The organism is Candidatus Avelusimicrobium sp. (genome assembly GCF_050873505.1).
Classification (GTDB): Bacteria; Elusimicrobiota; Elusimicrobia; order Elusimicrobiales; family Elusimicrobiaceae; genus Avelusimicrobium.
Genome location: NZ_JBNMIY010000006.1, coordinates 1 through 26,750, shown reverse-complemented (window position 1 = coordinate 26,750; position 26,750 = coordinate 1). Strand labels below are relative to the sequence as shown.

At 49.5% G+C, this 26,750-nt stretch carries 25 protein-coding genes; 5 read left to right on the top strand and 20 right to left on the bottom strand.

The window, feature by feature from the left end; translation table 11 throughout:
- Positions 1–3 precede the first annotated feature (3 nt).
- From ACR0QV_RS04735 to cdd, 3 genes are read right to left on the bottom strand one after another with little or no spacing between them, the layout of a single operon-like run.
- Positions 4–1,176, bottom strand: a complete 1,173-nt coding sequence (locus tag ACR0QV_RS04735; protein WP_432635004.1) for a galactokinase — start codon at positions 1,174–1,176, stop codon at positions 4–6.
- A gap of 30 nt (positions 1,177–1,206) precedes the next feature.
- A complete protein-coding gene (locus ACR0QV_RS04730) occupies positions 1,207–2,145 on the bottom strand; it encodes a DUF5107 domain-containing protein (RefSeq protein WP_432635002.1) in 939 nt (312 codons plus the stop codon).
- A gap of 26 nt (positions 2,146–2,171) precedes the next feature.
- Positions 2,172–2,606 carry a cytidine deaminase gene (gene cdd, locus ACR0QV_RS04725; protein ID WP_428059647.1) on the bottom strand — a complete coding sequence of 145 codons (435 nt, stop codon included), beginning with the start codon at positions 2,604–2,606 and terminating at the stop codon, positions 2,172–2,174.
- Positions 2,607–2,684: 78 nt separating this feature from the next.
- Between cdd and ACR0QV_RS04720 the strand changes: the two genes are divergently transcribed.
- Complete coding sequence (locus tag ACR0QV_RS04720) at positions 2,685–3,287, top strand: GDSL-type esterase/lipase family protein (protein WP_432635000.1); 603 nt, start codon at positions 2,685–2,687, stop codon at positions 3,285–3,287.
- 661 nt (positions 3,288–3,948) lie between these two features.
- Positions 3,949–4,575: a pilin gene (locus ACR0QV_RS04715; protein WP_432634998.1), complete on the top strand. Its 627-nt coding sequence runs from the start codon at positions 3,949–3,951 to the stop codon at positions 4,573–4,575.
- 38 nt (positions 4,576–4,613) lie between these two features.
- Here ACR0QV_RS04715 and rimO read toward each other — a convergent pair whose 3' ends face one another.
- A complete protein-coding gene (rimO, locus tag ACR0QV_RS04710; RefSeq protein WP_432634996.1) occupies positions 4,614–5,909 on the bottom strand; it encodes a 30S ribosomal protein S12 methylthiotransferase RimO in 1,296 nt (431 codons plus the stop codon).
- Positions 5,910–5,938: 29 nt separating this feature from the next.
- Complete coding sequence (locus ACR0QV_RS04705) at positions 5,939–7,318, bottom strand: TrkH family potassium uptake protein (RefSeq protein WP_432634994.1); 1,380 nt, start codon at positions 7,316–7,318, stop codon at positions 5,939–5,941.
- On the opposite strand from ACR0QV_RS04705, the gene ACR0QV_RS04700 reads away from it, so the two are divergent.
- Positions 7,298–7,549 carry a hypothetical protein gene (locus tag ACR0QV_RS04700; protein ID WP_432634992.1) on the top strand — a complete coding sequence of 84 codons (252 nt, stop codon included), beginning with the start codon at positions 7,298–7,300 and terminating at the stop codon, positions 7,547–7,549. The genes ACR0QV_RS04705 and ACR0QV_RS04700 overlap by 21 nt on opposite strands.
- 61 nt (positions 7,550–7,610) lie before the next feature.
- Here ACR0QV_RS04700 and ACR0QV_RS04695 read toward each other — a convergent pair whose 3' ends face one another.
- Genes ACR0QV_RS04695 through ACR0QV_RS04685 form a run of 3 tightly spaced genes read right to left on the bottom strand, consistent with a single transcriptional unit; the run spans position 7,611 to position 9,961 of the window.
- The gene (locus ACR0QV_RS04695; protein WP_428053316.1) at positions 7,611–8,627 is read right to left on the bottom strand and encodes an SPFH domain-containing protein; all 1,017 of its coding nucleotides are present in this window, start codon (positions 8,625–8,627) and stop codon (positions 7,611–7,613) included.
- Between the two features lie 46 nt (positions 8,628–8,673).
- Positions 8,674–9,099, bottom strand: coding sequence for an NfeD family protein (locus ACR0QV_RS04690; protein WP_432634990.1), 426 nt, complete (start codon positions 9,097–9,099; stop codon positions 8,674–8,676).
- Positions 9,100–9,115: 16 nt separating this feature from the next.
- Positions 9,116–9,961 (bottom strand): transglutaminase family protein, encoded by an 846-nt coding sequence (locus ACR0QV_RS04685; protein ID WP_428053318.1) that lies wholly within the window; start codon positions 9,959–9,961, stop codon positions 9,116–9,118.
- A 169-nt stretch (positions 9,962–10,130) separates the two neighbouring features.
- On the opposite strand from ACR0QV_RS04685, the gene ACR0QV_RS04680 reads away from it, so the two are divergent.
- Complete coding sequence (locus ACR0QV_RS04680) at positions 10,131–10,709, top strand: prepilin-type N-terminal cleavage/methylation domain-containing protein (protein ID WP_432634988.1); 579 nt, start codon at positions 10,131–10,133, stop codon at positions 10,707–10,709.
- A 90-nt stretch (positions 10,710–10,799) separates the two neighbouring features.
- On the opposite strand, the gene ACR0QV_RS04675 is transcribed toward ACR0QV_RS04680, so the two are convergent.
- The 12 genes from ACR0QV_RS04675 to ACR0QV_RS04620 all read right to left on the bottom strand — a co-directional run bounded on the left by ACR0QV_RS04675 (position 10,800) and on the right by ACR0QV_RS04620 (position 20,969).
- A complete protein-coding gene (locus ACR0QV_RS04675) occupies positions 10,800–11,435 on the bottom strand; it encodes an OmpA family protein (protein WP_432634986.1) in 636 nt (211 codons plus the stop codon).
- A 134-nt stretch (positions 11,436–11,569) separates the two neighbouring features.
- Entirely contained in the window at positions 11,570–14,818 is a 3,249-nt protein-coding gene (locus ACR0QV_RS04670; RefSeq protein WP_432634984.1) for an autotransporter domain-containing protein, read from the bottom strand.
- Positions 14,819–15,059: 241 nt separating this feature from the next.
- Positions 15,060–15,866: a hypothetical protein gene (locus tag ACR0QV_RS04665; protein ID WP_432634982.1), complete on the bottom strand. Its 807-nt coding sequence runs from the start codon at positions 15,864–15,866 to the stop codon at positions 15,060–15,062.
- A 76-nt stretch (positions 15,867–15,942) separates the two neighbouring features.
- Complete coding sequence (locus ACR0QV_RS04660) at positions 15,943–16,494, bottom strand: OmpA family protein (RefSeq protein WP_432634980.1); 552 nt, start codon at positions 16,492–16,494, stop codon at positions 15,943–15,945.
- A 44-nt stretch (positions 16,495–16,538) separates the two neighbouring features.
- Complete coding sequence (gene folK, locus ACR0QV_RS04655; RefSeq protein WP_428053323.1) at positions 16,539–17,036, bottom strand: 2-amino-4-hydroxy-6-hydroxymethyldihydropteridine diphosphokinase; 498 nt, start codon at positions 17,034–17,036, stop codon at positions 16,539–16,541.
- Complete coding sequence (locus tag ACR0QV_RS04650; protein ID WP_432634978.1) at positions 17,036–17,386, bottom strand: 6-pyruvoyl trahydropterin synthase family protein; 351 nt, start codon at positions 17,384–17,386, stop codon at positions 17,036–17,038. Before ACR0QV_RS04650 ends, folK begins: the two co-directional genes overlap by 1 nt.
- Positions 17,383–18,180, bottom strand: a complete 798-nt coding sequence (gene folP, locus ACR0QV_RS04645) for a dihydropteroate synthase (protein ID WP_432634976.1) — start codon at positions 18,178–18,180, stop codon at positions 17,383–17,385. The genes ACR0QV_RS04650 and folP overlap by 4 nt, the downstream gene beginning before the upstream one ends.
- 8 nt (positions 18,181–18,188) lie before the next feature.
- Positions 18,189–18,809 (bottom strand): GTP cyclohydrolase I FolE, encoded by a 621-nt coding sequence (gene folE, locus ACR0QV_RS04640; protein WP_428053326.1) that lies wholly within the window; start codon positions 18,807–18,809, stop codon positions 18,189–18,191.
- Positions 18,734–19,327 carry a 7-carboxy-7-deazaguanine synthase QueE gene (locus ACR0QV_RS04635; protein ID WP_432634973.1) on the bottom strand — a complete coding sequence of 198 codons (594 nt, stop codon included), beginning with the start codon at positions 19,325–19,327 and terminating at the stop codon, positions 18,734–18,736. Before ACR0QV_RS04635 ends, folE begins: the two co-directional genes overlap by 76 nt.
- Positions 19,302–19,646 (bottom strand): 6-pyruvoyl trahydropterin synthase family protein, encoded by a 345-nt coding sequence (locus tag ACR0QV_RS04630; RefSeq protein ID WP_428059637.1) that lies wholly within the window; start codon positions 19,644–19,646, stop codon positions 19,302–19,304. The genes ACR0QV_RS04635 and ACR0QV_RS04630 overlap by 26 nt, the downstream gene beginning before the upstream one ends.
- Positions 19,647–20,387: a DUF1189 family protein gene (locus ACR0QV_RS04625; protein WP_432634971.1), complete on the bottom strand. Its 741-nt coding sequence runs from the start codon at positions 20,385–20,387 to the stop codon at positions 19,647–19,649. It abuts the gene before it with no gap.
- Between the two features lie 24 nt (positions 20,388–20,411).
- Positions 20,412–20,969, bottom strand: a complete 558-nt coding sequence (locus tag ACR0QV_RS04620; RefSeq protein ID WP_432634969.1) for a hypothetical protein — start codon at positions 20,967–20,969, stop codon at positions 20,412–20,414.
- Positions 20,970–21,118: 149 nt separating this feature from the next.
- Here ACR0QV_RS04620 and ACR0QV_RS04615 point away from each other — a divergent pair, with 149 nt between their 5' ends.
- Complete coding sequence (locus ACR0QV_RS04615; protein WP_432634967.1) at positions 21,119–26,134, top strand: PAS domain S-box protein; 5,016 nt, start codon at positions 21,119–21,121, stop codon at positions 26,132–26,134.
- Positions 26,135–26,750: the final 616 nt, after the last annotated feature.

Genomic DNA, 26,750 nt, shown 5'->3' with positions numbered 1-26,750 from the left:
ATTTTAATACATCTTTTCTTCCTGCCGCGCGGGACCGCCAACGGAAGCAATGTAAAAATCGGCTTTGAGGCCTGTTTTGTCGTGGTAGATTTTGCCCACGTTATCAATAAAATGTTTGACGTCCTCATCCTTGACTAGCGCAATCGCACACCCGCCAAAGCCCGCGCCCGTCATCCGTGCGCCCAATACGCCCGGCTGTTGCCAAGCGGCTTCGGCCAAGGTGTCTAATTCCTTGCCGGTAACTTCGTAATCGTCGCGCAGGGAAATGTGGGACTCGTTCATTAATTTGCCGAAGGTCTTTAAATCGCCCGCCTTTAAGCGTTCCACCGCCTGCAAGGTGCGCTGGTTTTCATATACGGCGTGTTTGGCGCGTTTGCGTTCCACGGGGTTGGTGATTAAATCCTTATTTTTTTCAAATTCGTCTATGGATAAATCGCCCAAGGACTTAATAGGCAGTTTGGCTTGCAGGGCCTTTAAGGCTCGTTCGCACTCGCCGCGGCGTTCGTTGTATTTGGAATCGGCCAGTTCGCGGCGTTTGTTCGTGTTCATAATAACGATAGACACGCCCTTTAAATCAAGCGGGGCGTATTCGTAGTTTAGCGTGTTGCAGTCCAGCAAAATGGCGCAACCCTCTTTGCCCATACCGATGGCAAATTGGTCCATAATGCCGCAGTTCATCCCCACGAATTTATTTTCGGCTTCTTGGCAAAATTTCACCAGTTCTACCTGCGGGATATAGAGGTTAAAAACTTTGTTCATCGCTACGGCGGTGGCCAATTCTATGGACGCGGAGGACGACAAACCCGCCCCGTTGGGGATGTCTCCCCAGAACATCAGTTCAAAGCCTTGGTCAATGTCGTAGCCGTGGTTTTGGAGCGTTTTGATAACGCCCAGCGGATAGTTGGCCCAGTCTTGGTTTTTATCGTAGGAAATGTTGTTTAAATCCGCATCAATAATGCCCTTTTCAGGGAAATTGAGCGAGTAGAGGCGGATTTTTTTGTCGTCGCGTTTGCAAAACACGCAATGCGTGCCGAACGAAAGCGCACACGGGAAAACGTGCCCGCCGTTGTAGTCGGTATGTTCACCGATTAAATTAACGCGCCCCGGAGCAAAAAAGTAGAGTTTTTCCTTCTTAAAGACTTCATTGAATTTACTTCTTAAAGCCAGTTGGTTCATAATTATCCCCTTGGCGCCACGGCGCCTATTTTAAAGCACGGTCATTTTTAATTTCCAAACAAATTTGTCTTTGGGCTCTATTACGGCGGTGCGGCGCAGTTTGTTGGCAACGTATAAATCGTCAAACTCCCCCGTGCACGGTTCTAGGGCGATGTTGTAATCGCCGCGGTAGCCGCCCTGGGTCTTCCACACGCCCAAATAAGGTATTTTTTTGCCGTCGTAATCGTAGCGGAGTTCTTCGCCCGTATCGGTATGCTCAATGGCGCACCAGCCGGCTAAATTAAGGGCGGTAAAGTAAAATTTTTCGCAGTTGCCCGCAGTAGCGGGTTCGGTGGCGGCAAGGTCTATCTGCTTTCCGTGTACGTCGGTAGTTAAGGGGTAAGAATAGCGCGAGCCCCACACGCCCAAATGCTGGGTGGAGTGTTCCACCGTCATTACTTGGGTTAAATTTTCCGGCACGATTAGGCGCGTGGCGGGGGAACAGGCCAGCAGACAATGCGGCGTCCAAATAAATTTAAATTCCTCGCACGAAGTGTTTTCAACCTCGTATTCAAAGATGATTTCGTTTTGGTTTAGGGTCGTCCGGCGGGAAAAAATATACGGGAAGACCTTACTTTTGGTAAACGCTTTTACGGATTTTCCGTCCGGCGAAGCAACACCCTCCCACGGAAGCGTCCAGAGTTCGCCGTGGTCCGGCACGGGCAGGCCTTTGTAGGCTCCGTCCGGGTACGGGCAGGCGTCAATAGAGGGGAACACTTCGTCAAAGCCGCTGGAATCGTACTTGGAAAACGGCGCCCCGTATTCAGGTATGCGCAAGGTGGATTCCTTGGATTGGAACAGCCACTCCCGGCCGGTTTTCTTGCTGATTAAACTAGCCAGTTTGAACCCGTAACCGGGCAGAAAAGTCAGGCGCAGGGTTTCGTTTTCCAGCACAAGGGCAGAAAGCCCTTTATAGACGGCTTCGGTCATTGTTCCCCCAGTGTGTAAAGGCGGAATTATTTTTCCGTAAATTTATCAAACGGATACGGCATAATATCGCGCAGTTGCTTTTTATAGGCCACGCGTTTGGTTCCGTTTAATACAGCAATGTATATGGGCGTATCAGGCGCCATAAACTCGCTCATTACCTGGCGGCAAGCACCGCAAGGCGAGTTAAACGTTAGCCCGGGCAACTTTTGTGTGATGAGGGCCAGCGCGCGGAAACGGCGTTTGCCCGCACTAACGGCCGCAAATATCGCGTTGCGTTCAGCACACACGGTCAGCCCGTAGGAAGCGTTTTCAATATTGGTGCCTGCGAAGATATGGTTATCCTCCGTAAGCACGGCCGCACCTACTTTAAATTTGGAGTAGGGCGAGTAGGAATTTTCCCGCGCGTTCTGCGCGGCGTCTAACAGACTTTTTTCTTCGTCTTTGCTCAGCGGTATTCTCATACTCTTATTCTATAATAAAGTAACAAAAAGTCAACCCTTTTTTTGTACGCGCGTACGGTGCTTTGTTATAATAAAGGTATGAAAAAGATACTTTTAATTGCTTTGTGCGTGGGGCTTTTGTATTGGGCTTTTGGCCCGAAAAAGGCGGAAATTAAAAACTTGCATAACCCCGGTTTAGCCGTGGTGGCGTTTGGCGATAGTTTAACGGCCGGATACGGCGCCGGGAGGGTCAATTCCTATCCCAGCGTGCTGGCTAAAAAGATTACCCGCCCGGTGGTGAATTTGGGCTTGTCCGGCGATACGGGCGCGGCGGCCCCGGTGCGGTTGAATAAAGTGCTGGAACAAAACCCGTATATGGTGTTAATTGAGTTCGGCGGAAACGATTTTATGCGCGGGGTTGGTTTAGACGAAACGGAGAAATCTATCCGGCAAATTGTGGATGCCGTGCAGCAGGCTGGCGCCATAGCCGTACTGGTAGATACGGGGGGATATTCCCAAATGGCGCGCTACACCAAACTTTATAAACAGATTGCCAAGGAAACGGGTTCCGTTTTTGTGCCGGGCATTTTGGACGGCATCTTCCACCAAAACAAATATAAATCCGACCAAATCCACCCCAACGCCGCAGGGTACGAGATTGTCGCCGACCGTGTGTATAAGGTTATTAAACCGTATTTGTAAAAGGTATATGAAATGACTTTTATTTTATAGCGGATGTTGCCTTTTGCCGTCATCCCGTAGTGTTTGGCGTCCCGCAGGGGTACGAGATCTGTTGCTGTCATTCCGGGGCCCGCATACGAAGCGGGAACCCGGAATCCAGAAATAAAATAAGGTCTTTTCTAATAAACAGACTGGATCCCGGGTCCACGCCCGGGATGACAAATAGAAAGGCCTTTATTTTTATAAACGACCAATAACCCAAGCGGTAGGTCCTGAAACGAGTTCAGGACGACGCCCTTATTTTGTTGTGTTTTTTGCCGTCATCCCGGAAGGCTTTTATCCGGGATCTCGTTGTTATTCAAATAAGAGGTCATCCTGAATTTAGTTCAGGATCTACCGATTGTGTTGTTGTATTTGAGTGTATTGTTTCCTTTGTTTAATAAACGACCCAAGATGTAGATTCTGAAACAAGTTCAGAATGACCCCTTATTTTTATAACGACTAAACAATGTAGTTTTTGTCGTTGCCTTTTGGCAGTTCACTATAAAGGGGTTGTTTCGTTTTTTTTTTTTTGTTAAAATTTTGATAAATCGCGGTGGTCGTACCCGGATGTATCCGCCGTATAAAAACGCGTATAAAAGGCCGTTTTAGTCAAATATAAAGGCCTTAACAAGGAGAAAAAATGAAAGGATTTTCCACTATTTTGTCATTCCCGAGTGTTGTAATCGGGAATCTGTTGTTATTTAATAAAGGCAACAGCAACAACGGATCCCCGACTAAATTCCTCGGGGATGACGACAATAACCTTGCTTGGGGAGGCCGCACGGTAACAACAGGTTTTACCTTAATAGAACTCCTGGTTGTGGTTCTTATTATTGGTATTTTAGCGGCGGTGGCGTTGCCAAAGTACGAATTTGCCGTCAAAAAGACCCGTATGAATAATTATCTGTTGGTTTTTCGTAAAGTAAAAGAAAGTATGGCGATGTATTTACTAGCCAGCGGGGGCCAATTTCCCGATACCTTAAATGATTTGGATATGGAAATGCCCGGGTGCACAGTCCGGGTAGTTGGGGCGTCGTCTTATTACGATTGTAATGGTTTTAGTTTACGCTATTGGGGACCCTCTCTAGTCCATTTGAATATTGAAGGCCCGAATTTGCATAGCCAAGCATTTTATACACATTCGGCGGAACCAACCCAAAAGATACTTTGCCGTGCTTCGGCTGATATAGATAAAAAGATTTGTCAGTCTTTGGGTGGTAAATTGGTTTACGAATCTTCCTCAGAGTTTCGGTACGAAATGCCATAAAAATGCCCCGGGTTTTTCATTTCCCGGGGCATTTTGTTTTACTTTTTGATAATTTTTAGGGGTTCTAATACGCGGTCGTAACCCTCGGCGGCTACAATGCGCCCTTTGAAAATACAGCCGGGCGTAACGGGCTTGGTAAAGGTTACCCGTCCATCAATATCCGGCGCATCCTTGTAGGTGCGGCCAAAGTCCGCGCCGTCCGCTATGGCTTCCAGTTCCGTGCCGATAAGTTTTTGGTTAATTTTATCAATCACGCGGCTTTGCACTTCTTCCAGTTCGCGGGCGCGGCGGTGTTTTACATTGGCGGGGATTTGCTTCATATCGTAGGCCGCGGTGCCTTTTTCGCGGAAGTATTCAAACACGCCCATATTGTCAAATTCGTATTCGCGTACAAAGTCCTTTAATTCCTCAAAGTCCTGTTCCGTTTCTTCTGGGAAACCTACAATAAAGTTAGTGCGCAGGGAAACGTCCGGGATTTCCTTTTTGAGCATATCCAAGGTGGCGCGCACTTTTTTGCCGTCGCATTGGCGCTTCATATTTTTTAGCACCGGGTCTGCGATGTGTTGCAACGGAATATCCACATAATGGAAAATCTTTTCTTCCCCGGCGATAAGTTGCGCCAGTTCGCGCGTAACCATATTCGGGTATGCGTACATAATGCGCAAACGGCCTAATCCGCGGATTTTTAACAACTTTTTAAGCAGTTCCGTCAGTTGCGGTTTTTTATACAGGTCAATCCCGTAGGAGGTGGTGTCCTGCGCGATAAGGGAAATTTCCTTCACGCCGTTTTGCGTCATCAGGCGCGCTTCCTGCACCACCTGCTCCATCGGTTTGGAGCGGTACGCGCCGCGGATAAAGGGAATCGTACAATAGGCGCAACGGTAATTGCACCCGTCGGCAATTTTTAAATAAGCGGTGTGTGAGGCCGTCAAACTCATTTTGTACTCGGGGATATACAGGGCGTTGGCCAAAGATTCCAAAAACAGGCCGTTTTGCCCGATAATATCCTCAATATGTTCCTGCGCGGCAATGGAGAAAACGAGGTCCGCTTCCGGGAAGTCCTTTGCCATTTTATCCTTGTAGCGGTCCACCATACAGCCGGTAACGGCTACGCGTTTGATTTTGCCCTCTTTTTTCAGTTCCAGCGCGCGGCGGATTTCAGCCGTGCCTTCTTTGACGGCGGAGGAAATAAAGCCGCAGGTGTTAATAATAACGGTGTCGGCTTCCTCGGGCGAGAAGACGAGTTCGTGCCCGCTGGCTAAAAGCCGGGCGGAAAATTCTTCACTATTGGTTAAGTTTTTGGGGCAACCCAAACTGATAAGATAAAATTTCATACTTATATTTTACTAAATTGGCCTTTCGGTTAGACGGCCACGTCCTCTTTTTCGGCGGGTTTATCGTCGTCGTCCTCGTCATCGTTGCCGAGTAGTGCCATACCAAACGTAACCACGCCGATACGCCCGATAAGCATCGTGCCGATAATAATTAACTTGCCCAGCCACGAAAGGTGCGCCGTAATCCCCGTGGATAAACCCGAGGTGCTAAGTGCGGCGGAGGCTTCAAATACTAAATCTAAAAACGGCAGTTTTTCCGTCCACGTTAACAGGAAAATGCTGGCAAACAGCATTAACGTATAGAGCAAAAAGGTGGAGGTGGCCGCGTACATCCGCACCAAGGGCAAGCGGCGGCCCATCATTTCCACACGCTCGTGCAGGCGTAGGCGGTTGTACATAATCGCCATTACGCTTACAAAGGCCGTTGTTTTGATACCGCCCGCCGTGCCGGAGGGGGAGCCGCCAATGCTCATAAGCAGAATTAAAATAAGCAAAGAACACGAGGACATAATGTTTATTCCCACGGTGTTGAACCCGGCGGTTGTCATCGCGGCGACGGATTGGAAGAAGGCTTCCCAAACCGACAGTCCCGGCGTGGTTACAAATAAGGTAAATGTGCCGAACGCTACCATTACAAATGTGGAAAGGCAAATGAGTTTGGTGGTAAAAGAAATCTCTTTCGTGCGGCGGCAAATAAAGTTAAACAGGTCCGTTACCACAATAAAGCCCATTGCCCCCGCCAACATCAGGCAGGACATTACCAAGTTAATGGTTTTGCTGTCGGCAAAGTTTTCCAAACTGTTGTTCCAAAGCGAAAAGCCCGCCGTACAAAATGCGGAAACGCTGTGGAAAATACTGTACCAAGTTGCCTGCAAAATCGTGTAGTCGTGGTGGCGGAAATAATTAAACAAAAAGACCGCGCCGATACTTTCCGCAATAACGGTAAACGCCAGCGCCGCCCACAGAAAGTCGGACAGTTTTAATGTATTGGGCAGGGCCACTTCGGCGGTGAGGGCGTCCTGCTGGCTTTTGCGCAGACGGTGCTTTTGTGAAAAGGACAAATACACAAACGAAGCGAACGTCATATACCCCACGCCTCCTACTTGAATAAGAATTAAGACTACTAATTTGCCTAAAAATGTATAAGAGTCGGCAAAGTTTACACTGTTAAGCCCGGTCGTGGAAACGGCGGATGCAGCGGTAAAGAGATTATCCAAAAAAGAAACGTGTACCGTGTTCATAAACGGCAAAGAAAGGACAATCCACCCGATAAGCGTGTAGGATAAGACCGTTTGGGCGATGTTTTGGTGCGGAGTGAGGCGCACAAGAAACAACGAATATTTTTTGAGCGTAATTTTGGTAAATTCTTTTACTTCGGCATATACCTGGTGCCAGTTAATTTTTCCCATAAAATTATTATAGTAAATCCCTGCGGGTGGCTGCTCAAAGTGCTGGGTAGTGATTGGTGGAGCCACACGGTTGCTGTTATGTCGCGCTCTTCTAAAACGGCCTTGCAGGCCGCACGCTGCGCGTCGCCACTCAATGCGCTAGGTAACGATTACTTGGGCCACACTGCTTTTGCTGGGGCGCACTCTCCCGAAACGGCCTTACGGGCCACCACACACGACAAAGGGCATTAGAATAAAAAACACCCCGGGAAAGGAAAATCCCGGGGCGGTAATAATCTCTTGCCTGTTAAACTTATTTAGTGGGTACGCCGCCCGTTAAATCTTTAATAGCGGCTACCGCGCCCAACACATTGGAGGCTTCGTAGGGCATATAGACGATTTTGTTGTCTTTGCCTTCGGTCATTTTGGTTAAGGCTTCAATGTATTTGAGCGAAATCATATAACTGGCCGGGTTGGAGGATTGGGCCACCGTGGCGGCTACAATCTTGACGGATTCGGCTTCCGCCTGCGCCACCTTGATTTTGGCTTCCGCCACACCTTCCGCCTGCAAAATGGCGGATTGCTTTAACCCTTCGGCCTTTTTAATTTCGCTTTCGCGCACGGCTTCGGCCTTTAAAATTTGGGCCGTTTTCGTACCTTCGGCTTCCGTTACCATTGCGCGGCGGTCGCGTTCGGCCTTCATTTGTTTTTCCATCGCTTCGCGGATGGCGGCGGGGGGAATAATATCCTGCAATTCCACGCGGTTGACCTTTACGCCCCACTTGTTGGAAGCATCGTCCAAAATTACCTGCAATTTGCTGTTGATAATTTCGCGCGAGGTAAGCGTTTGGTCCAGGTCCATTTCGCCGATGATGTTTCTTAACGTGGTTTGCGTTAATTTTTCAATGGCGGTAGGCAGCGATTCCACCTTGTAGGCGGCTTTAATCGGGTCCGTGATTTGGAAATAGAGCAAGGCGTTGATTTCAATGCCTACGTTATCCTTGGTGATTACGCTCTGGCGCGGGAAGTCATACACCGTTTCGCGCATATCAATGGTATCACGCATTTCCATAAACGGCACGGAGCGCGTTCTGCCCGTGGAGTCCAAATATTCGCGGCTGTTGCGCCACTCCATTAAGTGCGGTTTATCCATAAGCGGGATAATCCAGTTGATGCCCGGGTTTAAGGTTTCCAAATATTTCCCGAAGCGCTCAATAATAATCACCTGCGCTTGGCGCACAATCACAATGCCCTTGGCGATGATTACGATGACAAAGAAGATAAAAGCGGCTAAAAAAATCAGCCCGAAGTTCCCTGCGGTTTCTGTCATAGACTGCTCCTTTTTTTATTTTACGCCCGTAGGCGTTCCTGCCAAATTACTCTTTGCGTACCGTTAAGGTTACGCCGTCCAACTTTTCCACCACGCATTTAGTGCCCACATTTAAGGGCTCCTTGGCGGTGGCCTTCCAACTTTCGCCCTCTACCTTCACGCGGCCCGTGTCCTGCACCGGGTCAATGGCAATTTCCACCACGGCGGGCTTGCCGAGCACATCCTCTGCGGGTGTTTTAACGGCCTTAGCCTTGCCGTAGAGGTGCTTTAAGGCAAAGGGGCGCACGCCTATCCAGGACATGGCGGAAATGGCGGCAAATACGCCCACTTGGGCCCATAAACCAAGCCCAAAATAGGCCGCGGCGGCCGCGCCTAATAAGCCGGTGCCCAAACACGCGAGCGAAAATTCCATAGAAAACATCTCGCCCACAAAACAACCCACGGCGATAATTAACCATACATAATAGTTCATTTTTTTCTCCTTGGGGTTAGCCCTTGATAATATCCAAATAGCCGCGCAAGTATTTTAAACGTCTTTCGTCGCGGATTTTGTTTAAGGCATAAATCATATTGGCGATGAAGCGCCGGATAATCAAGCGGGAGGAAAGCGGGGTTAAAAAGGCGTTATTCCAAGCCAGTTGGCGGACCTCAATGTATTGGCGGCAGTCGCGCTCGCTTAATACTTTGCCGTTGTCCAAGGGGTCAATAAACAGGGCCTCGCCCGTGGCGGGGTTTTGCAAGTTTACCAGGATTCTTCCGGCTAAATCAATGAGGTTTACGTCTAATCCAAAGCGTTGGCCCAAAACGGTATATAAGCAAGCCATACACAGCCCGGAGCCGCGTTTTTTGGCTAAAAAGCGCGAAAAGGACATATCCTTTATGTCTGCGCTGGTGGATAAGGCGGAAAATTGGCGGACATTAAAAATATAATGGCCTAAAATGGCGGCAATTTCGCCGTAATTGGCGGCGTTTAATAAGGCCGGGCGCAAGTCCTGCGCCATACGGTCCAGCGGTGCGGCAATATCCCCGCGCGCGGTGGTGGGGCTGGTGAATTTAGCCAGTAACGTGAGGCCCTCTTCCAGGTCCGGGTTGATTTTGGCACAGTAGCGCGCCAAGGCTTTGGAAAGGTCTTCCCAGCAGATTTCTTCCAGCGTGCGTACGACGGTGCGCGGCGCCGAGGATTGGAATTCCTCTTGCATTACGCGCTCCACTTGGTCGGGGGTTTGTTTGATAGCGGCGGCCAAAGCGTTCTTCAAAACGGGGCCGTAAGTGTCGCCCTCCGTTTCCAAGAGTTTAATAAGTGCTTTGATGCCGTCGTAACCGAGAATAGCCATATAATAAAAGATAGCAAATTGGGGGTGTTTTTTCTACTGTTTTTTGAAGGGCCCTTATTGACGGGGGAAAAGGGCTGTTTGGCTGGTGTATTTTAAAAGGGGTTGTATCGTTTTTTTTTTTTTGGTAAATTTTGAGTATATTCAAAATTTACCAAAAAAGGAGGGTAAAGTGAAAAATGCGTCTGTGGGCCGATTAGGTGGCCTATTGTTGAAAGGAAAAAAGCGTGCTAACCGAACAAATAAAATAGCGGAGGTCCGCACGATAAATGCGGGTTTTACGCTTATTGAACTATTGGTAGTGGTGCTGATTATTGGTATATTATCCGCGGTGGCTTTGCCGCAGTATCAAATAGCAGTAGAAAAAAGCAGAACAGCCGAGGCACGTACTATGCTGAAAACGATTGCGCAAGCGGCTGAGGTATATCGCTTGGCTAATGGTAAATATCCTAGCAGTTTTGATGACTTGGATATTACTGTGCCCGGTAGTGGAGATGATGAGCGTAGGCCCTCTAAAATATGGAGTTATATGTTAGTAGGGGGGGGAGAAGATTTTTATGTTGAATCAGCACGTGAAGAGGTGGATGATGACAATTATTATGTGATATCCTTCTATCCAAGTACCTATTATGAACCATCTGTGCGGGGAAAATTTACGTGTTATTTTAGTGGTGCTACCTCGGCTGAAAAATTTTGTCGTTCTTTTGGCGGACAATTAGATGACGAAACGGGTGAATACATTATGCCTTAAAGATACAAAAAATTTCTTTCTGTTTTATGACAAACACCCCACCCGGGAATATCCCAAGGTGGGGTGTTTTAACTATACCCTTCAAAAAAGTTATTGGATATCTTTTTCGTTGGCGGTGATTTGCAAGACTACGCGGCGGTTCTGCGCGCGGCCGGCAGCGGTAGCGTTGCTGGCAATCGGGTTAGAAGAACCATAGCCCACATAGGTAATGCTCTTGGTCTTTAAACCGCTGCCCAAGAGGAAATCATACACGGCTTTGGCGCGTTGAGTGGAAAGTTTGTTATTAATAGCGTCAGAGCCGGTAGAATCGGTGTATCCCTGTACCACAATGCGGTTTTTGGGGTATTTTTTGAACACTCTATTCAGGTCCGTCAGCGTCTGCATAGAATCAGCGCTGAGTTCGGAACTGCCGGTAGCGAACAAAATATCGTTCTTCAAGTAAACTTGAATACCGTTATCGGTTTTAACTACTTCGGCAATTTTGGCCAGTTCTTTGGCTTGTTTGTCGTAATAGTTGCCCAACGCACCGCCTACGGCCAAGCCGGCCAAGGCACCGTAAATAGCGCCGTGTTCGCTCTTGTGGCCGGAGTTGTTGGCGATGATAGCGCCGGCAGCCGCACCTACGGCAGCGCCGCCAGCGGCGCCCCAAGCGGTTCTTTTGCCGGGGGTGGTGCAGGCCGCGCTCAAAAGGGCGCAAACCGTGCAAAGCAAAACAACTTTCTTCATACTAGATGTATCTCCTTATACAACTTTTTTAAAGTATATATATTTTACTTTTTTTGACGTTTGCTTCAAAGTGTTTTTGATAAAAAAACCGGCCCCCGTAAAAAGGAGGCCGGTTTGAAAAAACTTAACTTGCGTTAGAACAAATAGCGCACTTTAAGTGTACCCGTGTGGGAGTTGTAATCTTGGCGGAAGTTGCCTTCGTAGCCAAGGAGCGCTTCCCAATTATCGGACAAGTAGGCCGATACAGAGGCACCCGCTTCCACACCCAGGCGGTGCAACCGTTCGCCGGAAATGGTGTAGTTGCTCCCGTTGGGCAGTACTACGTTGCCCTGAGTGCTGTCGCTTACGAAATCGTACGACAGGCCCGCGTGCAACTGCGGCAGTAAGCGCAAGGCGGACGAGGCATACACTTCGTTTTTAAGCGTTACGCCCAACACGCCAGAGAGGTAAGAATTTTGCTCGGCAGAAATGGCTTGGTCGGCAGAATCCTTATAGCCCTCTTGTTGCAGGTTGATGTAGCGCAAGCCCAAGGTGGGGGTAAGCATATCAGTCAGTTCATAGCCCGCGGTGGCTTGGGCAGAATAGGATTTAACGTGATAATCCGCATCTACCTTTAAGCCGGGCAGATATTTGGCTTCTTCGTATTTGGAATCACCGTAACCCAAGGACGCTTGCACATAGAAGCGGCTGGGGCGGTATTGGCCATAGACAAAGAAGTTATCGCCCAAAATGCGGTCGTGGCGACCGTCGGACGAAACATTGGTATGCGTATAAGCATAGCCGGCGCCGAGTAAAATATCGTCATTTACGCGGGTATCAGCACCAAAGGCCAAGCCCGTGCTGCTGCCGGTAAAGGCGGTAGTATCGGTGGCTTCTTTGTGCGATTTATTGAGTAATCCCTGCATCCAAACGGAGTAGGAACCTTGTTTTTGAACCTTTTGTTCGTCGTCCAACGCAAAGGCCTGCGGGGCCGCGTTGTCGGCGGTGTCCATACGGGTTTGCAGGGAGTTGAACACTTCGCGCGCAATAGAACCGTGTACCACCTGTTTGGCGGAAGCCGCTTCCGGCGCGACGGCATTGGTAGCCGCTACGGCCGCGGAAACATCGGTTTGAGCCAAGCGGTTGATGACGTCGGCCGTTTGGTTGGCGGCATCGGAGCCCATATCCGCCGAGTTGGTAAACGCGTTAATAACATTGGCGTTATTGGCGTTCCCGCCCGCGTTGATAATTTCTTTATTGGTTTCTTCCTGCGTTTTGCGTACGGCGGTAACAATGTTGTTATCAAAGGTTACATTGTAGAGCGCGTTGGACGCGTCCGCCATAGCAAAGGAACCGTTTTTAACATCGGTTCCGTTGGTCAGTTCGTGGCTGATGCCCGTGGTATCGGTCAAAAAGTCGCGAGACAAGGTAACCAGCAGTTTGGCGCTGTCGCTGGTGTTTTCACCAATGGTAATAGTGTGGGCTTTCAGGTTGCCCATAGCATCGTTGCCAAATTCCACGGCCAAGGTGGAGCCGTTGTCAAAGGCGATGCTGTCCGCTTCCGCGGTGCTTTGGCCCAGGTTCAGCACGGACGAACCTTTTACGTTCAAAGCGCCGTTACCCGTAATACCACCCGCCAAAGTGGTGGTGCCGGAATTGATATTTAACGTACCGTCGTTGTAAATATCGTTTGCAACGCCGTTAGCGGTGTTATCGGCAAAGGTGTTGTCGCCTTCCAGGTTTAACACGGCTTTGTTAGCGTTGAAAATAGCGCCGCCTTTGGTGCCGGCTTTGTTACCGGTAAAGGTGGAGTTTTTAATGGTGTTGGGGTTGCCGTTGCCGCCAATTAAGTAGTTGGCAATCGCGCCACCCTCATCCAAAGCGGTGTTATCTGCAAAGGTTACATTATCCAGTTTAATATAGGCCACCGGGTCCTCTGCGGTTCCTTGGCCCTCGTTGGTAGAGGCAATCGCGCCCCCGCGGTTACCTTTGTTGCCTGTGAAAGAGGAATCTTTCACGGCTAATTGGCCCCAACCGCCAACATAAATAGCACCGCCACCGTCGCGGGCTTCGGCGTGAGCGTCGCTTAAAATGGAGTTGTTGTTAAAGGTGGTGTTGGAAATTTCCGCTTCGGAAAATACACCAATCGCACCTGCGGACCATTGTTCGGACGCATTGCCTGTAAATTCAGAGTTAGAAATAATGAGTTTACCAGCAGAATCTTTCGGGCCCGGGTAAGGCGTGGCTTGCTCAATTACACCCATCCAACCCGCTTTGTTATTAAGGAACTTGGAGTTATCAATTTTGATAGTTGCGTTGTTTTGAAAAATTACGCCACCTTCGTCAGCATAGTTATTTTCAAAAACGGAATTGGTAATGTTGGTAACAGCCGTTCCACGCTCATCCTTTGCCGCTTTGGCATCAGATACAACCAATACACCACCAAAACTGGACGCCGTGTTATTTGAAAAGCGGGAGTTTGTAATATCCATATTCCCACCATTAAAAATAGCGCCACCAGCATCGGCAGTATTGGTAGTAAAATTACTGTTGTTTACGGTCAATACCCCACTATTGTAAATGGCTCCACCATATTTATCGGCTTTGTTGCCAGTAAAGGTAGCATCGTTTACATAGTTGTTGGCCGTAGCAAACTGGTTAAAAATAGCACCGCCAAATTTGGTAGCCGTGTTATTTTTAAAGGTATCCCCCGTGGAGCGCAGATAGGCATATTGGCTGATTCCGCCAGCCGTCGTGCCAATGGCGCCGCCGCGGTTGGAAGAGTTGCCCTCAAAAAGGTTGCCCTTTAAGGTTGCTTGGGCCCAACCACCTAAATAAAGCGCACCGCCACCGTCGGTAGCATCTGCCGGATCGTGCCCGCCAGCATTGTTATTTGTAAAGGTGGAATTAGAAATTTCACCCTCGGAGTAAAGACCGATAGCCCCGGCAGAATAAACGGTAGCCGTGTTGGAGTCAAAGGTAGAGTTTTTGACTACTAATTTACCAGCCCCGTCGGGTTGTTTGGAAATTCTGGGATAAGCAGTAGAAATGGCCCCACCGTCCCAATCGGCAGTATTTCCAGTAAAGGTGGCATTGTCAATATTCAAGGTTCCCGTATATTGAAAAATGGCGCCACCATATCCCTTTGCGGAGGTGCTATTGTTGGTAAAGTGGCTGTCTTTGATGTTTACAACCATATCACCACGGGTACCAGTAGCCGCCGCGGTGGGTTCGTTTAAAACAAATACGCCACCCATTTGATTACCAGTTTCGTCTTTAAAAGTTTCACCGGTAATGGTTTTGTCAGCAGAAATGGTTTCTGCCGCAAAGGCCGGCACAGCGTAGGCGTTTAACAAAGACGCGCTTAACGTAAGTGCCAGCGTTTTGTGCAAAATAGGATTCATTATGTCTCCTGTATAAAGTCAAGTTTTTGGAGGGGTAGAACGAAGAACGCCAAAATGCTTCCAAAAACCAGGCGAGTATGGGGATATCTTGGGCTTGTTTTTCATTTCTCCTACAAAAATGAGAAGCAAACTGTCAGCCCATCCTCACGGGTAATACAGCGGCGGACGCTAAAAGCGTCCGCCACGTAATTAAATTATAGCAAAAGCAAAAGCAAAAGCAAAAGCAAAAGCAAAAGCAATATTACCGTCTTAATAATTCTTTTTTTGTTTGGGCAGTTTGTGCGTTTAAAATTTTTAAATAAGTTTTAAAAAATGGAAACTCGTCCATTTTTGATAGTTCTTTTGCATTAATGCACGTCCAGGGATGTCCGTGCGCAAAAATTTGAGCCCTGCTTTTGCCGCGGGAGCGGACACGGAAAGTCAGCGGACCGTAAACCATTTTGCCCGTTTGTGCCTGGCGGATAAATTCAGGCGTTAAGGGCGGCGGGGGGAGTTTTTGCACGGGCAGGCGGGCATAGCGCGCCAAAACGGCTGCTTCAAAGGCGGGCCAGTCGTGTGCGGTGGCGGCTTGATTTTCCCGTGGCAACTGGGGCGTTAAAGAAAGGCACGCTTGGTAATAATCCGGCTGTTCGGTCGTTCTTTGGCGCATAAAGGCCACTTGTTTGGCGGTGGCCAGCACTTCATCACCCAGTGTAAGCGGCCAAATAAAGCCGTTTTCTTGGGCGAGGGCATCGTTTTGGGCGTGAACTTTTTCGTGTGCGTAAAGCGGGGCCAAACAGCGCGCCAAAAGTGCAGGTTCGGCGTGCGGGATTTGTTTGAGCCATTTTTTTAGCGCCGTTTTGGAAAGGTAAAAACGCTTTTTTTGACGGTCCCAGCGGGCCAGTTGTCCGCGTGCGCGGGGACGCTCCAAATAAAATACTACGGGATTTGTTTCGCCCATTTCCTGCGCCAGCGGGGTGCCCGCGCGGACGAGCAGTTCGTCAAGCGGCGCCGCCCCCAGGGAAAAGGGGAAAAATAAAAGCAAAAAAAGCAGTATGCGGATGAGCATAATCCCATTGTAGCAATTAACGGCTAAAACGAAAAAGCCCCGCACGGGGCGGGGCTTTTCATACAACCCAAACAAACTATTTGATTTCCAATTCCACGCGGCGGTTTTGAGCGCGGCCTTCGCGGGTTTTGTTGGAGGCAATCGGGTTCGCTTCGCCGTAACCGATAAAGGATACGTTCTTGGCGGGTACGCCTTCTTTAACGAGTTCCAACGCTACGGCTTTGGCGCGGCGCTGGGAAAGGTCCATATTGTAAGCGGCGGGGCCGAAGGAATCGGTGTAGCCGGCTACGCGGACGGTGTGGTCCGGGTATTTCTTCAAGGCGCGGGCGGTTTGTTTAATGGGCTTCAAAGAAGCGGGGTCAATTTCGTCGCTGTTGTAGCGGAAATTAATCGGTTCTTTATAGGTCAGCACAACGCGGTCGGCCTTGCGGTTGACTTTGGCCACTTCGGTAAAATCTTTGTCTTCCACTACGGTTTTAGCGGGTTTAGCAGGTTCTTGCTTGGGGGCCGGTTTAGCGGCTTGGGTTTGAACGGGCTTTTGGGTGGTTTTGCAGGTGTTTTTGGTGCAGGTGCAATGGCACGCGCCTAAAAATAAAGCGGCGGCCAACAGGGTTACTACTTTCTTCATTGGGGTCTCCTTATAGTGTATAGTATTACTACTTTACTTATATTTTACAAAATCCGGCAAGTGGGTGCGCCCTTTTTTTTCATTAACTCGCGGTACAGGCGGTAAATGGGCTTACCTAACTTAGGGTGGACATAGTCCGGCAACAGGTACGAAAGCGGCTTTAACACAAATTCCCGCTCGTGCAGGCGCGGATGCGGCAAAAACAAGTGATATTGCGGGTCATCCTCAAATAGGACTAAATCGTCATAAAACAAAATATCCAAGTCAATCACGCGCGGGCCGTTGGTAAAGGTCGGCTTTCTGCCGAGTTCCTTTTCAAGTGCTTTTAACTTTTTTAAAAGCGGCATCGGCTGAAAGGGCGTGCTTAAAATCAGTACGGTATTGATAAAATCCTCTTGGTGCGAGTATCCTTCCGGCTTGGAAATAATGTACGGGGCCACTTCTTTTACCGTGCCAGCGGCGGACAGGGCCTTAATGGCGCGGTCTATGTGTTCCTTGGCGGGGGCAATATTGCTGCCCAAAGCAATCACGGCGCGGGGCATTAGTTTTCTCCTCTGTATTCTATCCAGCGGTCGGGCTCTTCGCCTACTTTCACGCTAAACAAATGCGGCAATAGGGCATTTAGGCGGTTGTACATCCATACGGCCAGTTCCTCGGTGGTGGGGTTTTTTAAAAGCGTGCCCAAGTCGCACCCGTTTAGTTTGGCGTTAATTTCCTTTTGAAAGGTATCCGCTAAAAGGCGGAAATCAATCAGGTAGCCCTCCGCATTAGTGGGGCCGTAAAAGGTAACCCCGTAATGGAAATGATGCGCGTGAACGGCCTCGGCCAAGGTGCCGCCGTGTCCGTGGCGCGCGGTAAAGGAGCCGCATTGGGTCAAATAAACCTTGCTCATTTGGCCCCCTGTAATTCTTGGTAAAAGTCCATAATTTTGCGCGTGTCCTTTACATCGTGTACGCGCAAAATGTCCGCCCCGCCCTGCAACGCTACCAAATTGGCGGCCAAAGTCTGCGCCTTGCGTTTGGGGGGGAGTTCGCGCTTTTGCGCGAGAAAGGTTTTGCGCGACAGGCCGACGAGCATCCGCACGCCTAAATCTTTAAAAAAGGATAAATGCTTTAAGAGTTCGTAGTTTTGTTCGCGTGTTTTGGCAAAGCCGAAGCCTACGTCAATAATCACGTTTTGCTTGGCAATTCCGCACGAAACGGCTTCGTCAATTTTGCGGGCCAAAAATTCCTTTATTTCGCCCAATAAATCGGTATAGTCCGTCATTGATTGCATTGTCTGCGGCGTGCCTCGCGTGTGCATTACTACAATTTGCGCGTTGAAATCTTTGACGATTTTAAACATTTCCTTATCCGGCGTGCCGCTTACGTCGTTGATGATGGAAACGCCCGCCTTTAATCCCTCTAACGCCACCGGAATTTTGACGGTATCCAAGGAAACGGGAATTTTGGGCCAAGTTTTGCGAACCTCTTTAATAAGCGGCAAAACGCGGTTTATTTCCTCTTCCGCCGGAACGGGGGCGGCACTCGGGCGGGTGGATTCGCCGCCGATGTCAAAAATATCTACGCCGCCGTCTGCGTAATCCTTGCATTTGGCCAGCAAGGTGGGCAGATTATTTTGCGGGTTTCCGTCGTAAAACGAATCCGGCGTAGCGTTTACAATTCCCATTAAAAGCGGTTTTGTCATAAGCGGGCCTATTTAATCATTTCCAAAAATTCGCTGCGCACTTCCATTTTTTTGAACGCACCGCGGATAGCGCTCGTAACCATTACGGCGTCGTGCTTTTCAATGCCGCGCGCGCTGATACACATATGTTTGGCCTTGCATACCACCATTACGCCGTAGGGCTGTAAGGTTTCCATTAAACTGTCGGCAATTTGCGCTACCAGTTTTTCCTGGATTTGCAGGCGGCGGGCATACACCTCTACCAGGCGTGCCAATTTAGAAATACCGAGCACGCGCCCCTTGGGCAGGTAGCCGATGCTTATCGTGCCGAAGAACGGCTGCAAGTGGTGTTCGCAGGTAGAGTAAAACTCAATATTTTTAAGCACCACCATTTCCTCGCAGGAGCCTTCGGTAAACGTTTTTAACACGTCTTGCGGCTTCATTTTGTAGCCGCCAAAGAGTTTCTGCCAACTGCGCACAATGCGTTTGGGCGTTTCCAACAGCCCCTCGCGGGTCGGGTCGTCGCCGATGTAGGCTAAAATTTCGCGCAGGTTTTGCAAAATCTTTTCTTCGGTCAGCGGATGTTTATCAGTTTGTGCATTTGCAGGCTTAACCGGGCTGAGGGATGTTCTTTTAGCAGTTTTACGCATAAGTCAATGTTCTCCTGTTTGTTACTTTCGGGTTGAAGATAAATACGGGTGTGCGCGTTTTCGTACGCATAGTATTTTTTTAAATCCGTTAAATCGGTGTCTTGGCCGACGACAATTTTGATAATGTCCGCCTTTTTGAGCATTTCGGGGCTGACGTATTTCTTGGGCGATACGCAAACAAAATCCGCCTGGCTTACGTCGCAGTCGTTGGCGCCGTTTGTTTCCAAATGGACGGTGTAGCCGTGGGCCTTTAATAGCGCAATCAGCGCGGGCAAATCTTGCTCTGTGGGTTCTCCGCCCGTGATAATAACGGCCTTGGCCGGGTATTGGGCAAGGTCTTTTAATAGGGCGTCTTTGCCCATTTCTTTGCCCGAACCAAAGGCGTATTTGGTATCACAAAAGGAGCAGTTCATACTGCACCCGGACAGGCGCAAAAACACAGCGGGCATACCCGTGTGCTGCCCTTCGCCCTGGATAGAATAAAAAATTTCGCTAACCTTCCACAACGGCTGCGGCATTGTCGCTCTCCCAAATTTCCAAGGTTTTTAATTTTAAATCCTTTTTGGCCAGTTCCGCGCCAATTTTTTGGAACAGGTAATTGGCCAAGTTTTCGGCGGTGGGATTTTCCACCAAATCGTTTAAAAAGCGGTGGTCAGGCAGGTTTTCGTCCAATAGTTTTTTGATGACCTTAAAATCGCAGACCATACCGTCGGGGCGGATTTCGCCCTCAATCACAAAGACGGCCTTCCATGTGTGCCCGTGCAAATTGTGGCAGGGACCGTCGTAATGCGGCAGACGGTGGGCCGAACTGAAAGAACGGATAAGTTTTACTAACATTTATTTCTCCTCGGGAAGTGTATTAAAAATCTGTTGCATATAAATAAGGCATAAAATAATTTGGGCAAAGGTAAACAGCGGGATGTTCCAATACAGCCGCGCGTACCACAGCGCAGACAGCGGCCCCAGCATAAAAAACGCCCACTTTAAGACAATCCTGCGCGGCAGGGCGCTGCGGGTAAAAAGTTTAAAAAACATCCCGACCGCTCCGGCCACGCAAAAGCCAAAGAGCATTATAAACGGAATAGCAAAAAGCGCCGACATAAATGCCACCGCTGTAAGGGCCGAAGCCAAGGTGTCCTTTTGCTTGGCTAAATTGTCCTGCGAGGTTACAAAGTTTAGTTGCGGGGGAATTTCCCGGCTTTGTACGCCGTTGGCGGCGGGCATATAGAGTTTGTTGCCGCTAACGAGCATTAAAATTTGTCCGTTTACCATATCCGCTTGTGTGGGCGGTGTGGTGCGCGAAGCGTCAAATACCAGTTTTACGTCGCTTCCCGGCACGGTAACGCTGACCGCGTTTTTAGGGGACGTTAAAACACCCTTTTCAAAGGTAACTTCGGGAAAGTTTTTAAGCAGGACAGGCAGGTTTTTATCAATATACGAACCTGCAAAAAAGTAAAAAACAATCAGCGACAGCATAAACAGATAAATGCCGAACGCAATCATTTGTCCCCGCGTGGCAAAGGCCAAGCGGTGATAAAAACGGAAGGATAAAATACTTTTTATATGCAACCAAATCATACGTCCATTATAGCAATTTGGGGGTTAAATTTTGTTTTGGCAGGTGATTGGCGTGCCCAAAAAGTAGATTTGGTTCTTTTTAAACACGCAGGTAAGTTTGGCGGCTTGCACGGGGGCATTGGCTGACGGGGGCAACGCCCGCAGACAAGACACGCGCGTGCAGGAATAGGTTTGCCCGCACTCGGGGAAAGACGAGGACGGGAAATTATCAATAAACCACGAAAAGGATAAATTGTAGTTGAGCGCCTTTAAAAAGTTACCGCAGGTCAATTCGCCCTCAAAGGTGCAGGCGGGCTCGGCCGAGGTGTTTTCGGTTGTCAGCGTTTGGACGAGCAAGGTATAACGTTCGGTATCTATGGGGTCGCCCTGTACTCGGTACACGTCAAAACATTTGAACCCCGGCTCCTCCTTGGCGGAGCAGAAGAATTGTTTAAAAATATCATTGCCCGGGCAGGTGTCCTCCACGGCGGCGCCGTCGGTGGATAAATATTGCGGGGTTTCGCGCACCGTTTGGCGTTTTCCGTCCGCCGCTTGCAGGCAAACCGCGCACAGAGCCAGGCATAAGGTTAAAAGTTTCTTCATACAGGTATAGTAGCAAATTTGGGTTTTTATCCCGGTAAAAAAATTAATTAGTTTTATCCCGTACGCACGCGTACCTCTTTATGTTGCAAGTCCGGGCGGAATTTATTAAGATATATCCGTATTATCATCTTTTAACGTAAAGAGGGCTTATGTCCAATAACTTTTTTTCCTTTTTCTCCAAAAAAGAAGTACCTTCCGTTGCAATTAACACCTTAACGCCGGAAATGTTTTCCTTTTTAAGCCAGTTCCCTACGGCTCTACTTTTGTTGGACGCGACAGGCAAAATTGCCTTTGCAAACGCGAGTGCGGCCAATTTGCTCCATAGCAAGGTATCCGCATTGACCGGGGCCAAGGTGGACCGCTTCGGCCTGACGATGCCCCAGGTGCGTGCTATGGCGGAGGACAAAACGGCTAAAAAGGTGGTTATACAACTGGTCAACCGCGATGCGGACGCTGTTTTTGTCAGCGCCGGGGCCAGCAATTTGGCTTCCACTCCGTTTATTATGCTTACATTTGAGGCGGTGCCGCTTTTTAAACAATTAACGGCGGAAAAGAACTTTTTATCCTCACTCTTGGACGGATACCCCTGCGCGCTGGCCCTGCAAAATTTTGCGGGTGTTTGCACGCTGTGGAACAACGCGGCGGCCACCTTGTTTGGCCACAAGGCGGCGGACGTAACGGGCAAAAGCATTTATGACTTTTTGCCTAAGGAAATTATCCCGTCCGTCAAACGCGTGGACGAGCAAGTCCGCACCAAATTGGAACCGCGCGAGGGCGTGCAATTAACGTACCGCACCGCCAAAGGCGAGGAACGCGCCCTGTGCGTAAGCAAAACCTTGGTAAAAGGGGAAAACGGTAAACCGCAATTTATTTTAACCTCGTTTGAAGATTGCACCGAGCGGCGCAATTACGAGCAGGACCTGTTGCAAAACCGCACCTTGTTGCGTGCCGTATTGGATAACGTGCCCTTGGGCCTCTACACGCGCGACTGCGATAACGAAATGACGTTTTACAACCGGCAGAGTATGACGGTCCTGGGCGAAACGGACGCCAAATGCGTCAACACCGCCCACCCGTACCAAGATAAAAATGTCGTGGCCGAACACTACCACCGCGAACAGGAAGTGTTAAAAGAAGGGAAGATTAAAGACTACCCCGAAGAAGAATATGTGGACCACCACGGCAATAAGCGTATTTTGCACTTAATTAAGGTGCCGCTTATGGATGCAGGGCCGAAGCCCCTGGTGCTTTCTATTGTAGAGGACGTAACCGAACGCCGCCAGCAGGAAGAAAAAATTTCCCGTATGAACAGTATCCTTTCCGCTATTTTGCAAAACGCGCCTATCGGGCTGTATGCACGCGGCGAGGACGGCACAATGCTGCTTCGCAACAAGCAATGCTGTGTGATTTTTGGCGAGCAAAAGGAAGCCTTCTCGGCTGACGGCTCCCTGCCGCACGAAACGCCTACGCAAGTCAGCGGGTACATCACGCGCGAACACGATTTGTTAAAGAAAGGCACAACCCTGGATATCCCGGAGGAAGAATACGCCTTGGCCTCCGGCGAAAAGAAACTTTTGCATATGATTAAAGTGCCGATTACAGGCGCTAAGAGCGAACCCAATATGGTGATTACGCTCGTAGAGGATATCACGCAAAAGAAGGCGCAGGAAAAAGCCTTAATTGAAAACAAAAATTTCCTGCAAACCTTGCTGGACCAAGTGCCCGTGGCTATTTACGCCCGCGGAACGGATAAAAAGATTGCCTATGTAAACCGCCGCGCCTTGGAACTGTTCCCCGACGAAAACCCGGAAAAGGAAGATCCCTTCTACATCCAGCGCGAGGACAGTATCTTCCACGACGGCAAAATGGTGGAATTTCCCGAGGAGTGGTACACCACCAAACGCGGGAATAAAATCCTCTTGCATTTAATCAAGGCCCCCGTGTTTGATAAAGAGGGGAAGCCCTTTATGGTGCTGTCGGTGGCCGAGGACATCACGCAAAAGAAGGAACAGGAAAAAGCCATCGTCAATGCGCGCAACTTCTTGCAGACGGTTATTAACAACTTGCCTGTTTCCCTGTCCGTAAAGGATTACGAGGGAAAATATATTTTGTGGAACAAAAAGGCCGAGGAAATCTTTGGCGCGCTGGCCAAGGATGTTATCGGCAAAACCTCGTACCGCGCGGATTTGAACAAGGACCAAGCCGAATTTATCCGCGAGTCCGATTTGCGCGTATTTGATAACAAGCGCGAACAAAATATTCCGCAGGAACTCATTTCCACCGCCACCGAAGGCGTAAAGATTATGCACACGGTCAAAACGCCGCTGTTTAACGAGGACGGCACGCCTAACTGCCTGCTTTCCGTGTCGGAGGATATCACCGCCAAAACGCGTATGGAAAAACAAATCCGCGAAGCGAGCGACAAGAACACCCTGCTGGTGGAAAACGCCCGCGAGGGAATTGCAATTTTGGAGGACGGCAAAATTATCTACGCCAACCGCGCCTTGTGCCGCTTGCTGGGGTATGACGATTTAGCCGCCGTAAAGGGCAAGGCCCTGCTGGACTTGGCGGTTGAGGACCACCGCTTGTTCTTAAAGGATAAATACGATGCCGTGGTAGCCGGGGCCGATGACGCTTCGTCCGCCATTGATTTGCGTATGATTAAAAAGAACGGGGCTGAGATAGAAGCCGAATTTGCCGCCGTTGCTTCCACTTATTTGGGCCGGCGCATTGTGCTGGGCTTCGTGCGCGACGTAACGGGCGCCAACCGCACCCTGCGCGAGGTAAAAAACGAGCGCGCCAACTTCCGCGCCGCGTTTGAAAAATGCGTAACGCCTGCGTTTATTTTGACCCATAAGGGATATATCAGCGTAATGAACGAGGCCTGCCGCGGGTTATTTGACTTTACAGAAGCGGACAAGAATTTCTACCGCAACGTCTATATAAAGCCGGCTATTTCGCTGGCGGCGCGCAAACTGTTACGCGCGGGTCAGCCTGCCCAAATGAACTATACCTTTGATTTTGACCGCGCCGCGCGGATGTTCCCCGGCCGTGTGAAGGGTACGGGCAAATTGCCGCTGTCCGTCAGTTTCGTGCCGATAAACAAGCGCGACGCTAAGGACGGTTCCATTGAAGCCGACTATGTAGTTTTCTTGGAGTCCCAAAAAGCGCAAACGCCTACTCCGCCTGCGTCGCCCGTGGCCGAAGTGCTTACCAAAACGCCGCAGGAGATGCTCGTTCTGCCCAACAGCGAACCGTATGCCCTGTGCAAGGATACTTGGCAAATTGACGTGTGCAACGAATTGTTCTCGTCCTTGTGCCAAAAGCCGCAGGATGAACTGACAGGCAAGGACATCCGCACCGTATTTGACGAGGAATCCCGCAAACGCTTGGAAACGGATTTAAAGGATTTATTGCAGGACGGCACCTTGGTAAACCGCGAATACCACGTTTTGCTGGGCGACGGCCCGGAAAACGCCGCCGTGCGTTTAACTGCTATCAAAGAAACGGACGGACGGTATTTGTTTGTGTTCCGCAATATGGCGTTCCACCGCCAAATTATGAAGATTTTGGAGGAACGCTCCGCCCAGTTAAATGCGCTGTTGGAAGCCACCGACGGCGTGGTTTTTACCGTTATGTTTGAAAACGGCCGCTTTGGGCACATTGAGCAGGCGGGCAAACCGCTTGCGCACAAGTTGGGTTTTTCGCAGGATGAGTTGGTGCATAAAATGTTTGGCGAACTGTTTTATGATAAAGCCCGCGGCGAAAAATATTGTACTTCCGTATTGGAACGCGCGCAAGAGGAACTTGCCTTACAGGGCAAAACATCCTTCAAACTGCCCGTGCGCAAAAAGGACGGAACCACCTTTGAAGCGCAAACCGTGCTGACTGCGCTGGATATGCCTGGCAAGGATTCGGCCTTGGTGGTCGTGCACGATTTGTCCGAGCAAATGGACCGTATGTCCAAAGATTCCAAGGAAGCGCAGGAATTAAAAAGTGTCCGCCAAGCCCTGCCCGGCCTCTATTTAAAAACCGATAATAACGGCCGGGTGTTGGAAGTGTATTCCAACTTGGACTATTTAAATAACCAGCAGGCCGCGGAACTGTTTTTGGATAAAAAACCCGCCGAATATTGGCCGGAGGAAGCCGCCGGACGGGCGCTGTTTGCTATTAAGGAATCGTTATCCATTAACGTAAGTTCCAACTTTGAGTTTTCGTGGACGGTGCCGGATAAACTGCGCCACTTTGAAGCAAGCGTAACGCCCATTTCCGGGCGGGATGAGGCTGTCCTGTGGGTAAAGGACGTTTCCAACTCCCACGCATACGACGAGCAAATACACGAACTGTATCATTTAACAAGCGAACCGGGGCTTTCTATTACCGACCAGGTAAATAAAGTATTGGCTTTTGGTTTAAAGGCGTTCCGGGCGGACGTGGGGCTTGTTCTGCGGTTTGAACAAGGCAAATTGGGCTTGGAAAGCCACGTCGTGTACGTTACTAAAAATGATTTTCATTTGGAGCGCCATATGGAATTTCCGGTAGAGGAATGTTTGGTAGATGTTCCCGATGGAAATGTGGTGATGTTCCCGGATTTGGGTAATGCTTCCTGTGAGCATTGTTTGCATAAGGAAAAGAACTTCGGCTCCTTGGCTGCGGCCCCTTTGTATGTGGGGGGAAAGGTGCAGGGCGCGCTGTGTTTTGCTTCCCGAGCCTCCCGCCGCAGTTTTGACGACGGAGCAGAGGAACTGTTGGGAATTATGGCGCGGCTGCTCGGCCTGCGCATAGAATTGCGCCAAACCGGCAAGCAGTTGGGCGAGGCTTCGCGCTCGCTGGCGCGGACGCTGGAATATGTGGAAATGCCCGCCGCTATTATTGACTTGGATTATCAGACAACCTTTGTGAATAATGCCCTGTTGCAGACGACGGGCAAGCGCATTGGCAATATGCTGGGGCACGACTTCTTCGCTGCGGTCATCCGCAACGATGATTTATCCAAGCAAATGTTTAAGTCCGCGGAGCACTCCGCGTCCGGCAATGCGTTTCAGGTGCGTATGGATTTATTGCACGAAAACGGCCTGTACCAAGATACGGCGTGGGATGTGTACGCGTGCAAAAATTCCGACGGCAATATTGACGGCTACGCGTTGATTGCTTCCGGCAATTAAGTTTTAGTTTAGCAGTAGTGTGATTTAAGGGACGGCCTGTATTTTTCAGGCTGTCCCTTTTTATGTGTAGTCATCCCGTAGTTTTTGGCGGATCGCAGGGGTGCGGTACGCAGGGGGTGGCCCGCAGGGTGCGGCCTGCAAGGTGCGGCGCGCAGCGTGCCGTCATCCCGGAAGGTTTTTATCCGGGATCTCGTTCTTGCCGTGGTTGTCATCCCCGAGGAATTTAGTCGGGGATCTGTCGTTTCGTAAGAGAACAACCACGACAAACAACGGATTCCCGACTACGACCTTCGGGAATGACAACACACACAACAGCAAATGTAACTACAACAACAGAGCCCATAACCCTGCGGGTAGCCCGACTTTCGGGAATGACAAGAAGAAACGACCACTTATTAAACAAGGAGGTCATCCTGAATTTAGTTCAGGATCTACCTGTTGGGTTGTTGGTTGTTTATAAAAATAAAGGTCATACTGGAAGGTTTTTGTCCAGTATCTGTTGTTTTCCTCTTTTAGCGTAACGACAGATCCTGGACTACGGCTTTCCAGGATGACGACAACAACTAACAACACAAGATGTAGATTCTGAAAACCCTGCGGGCCGCCAGTTCAGAAT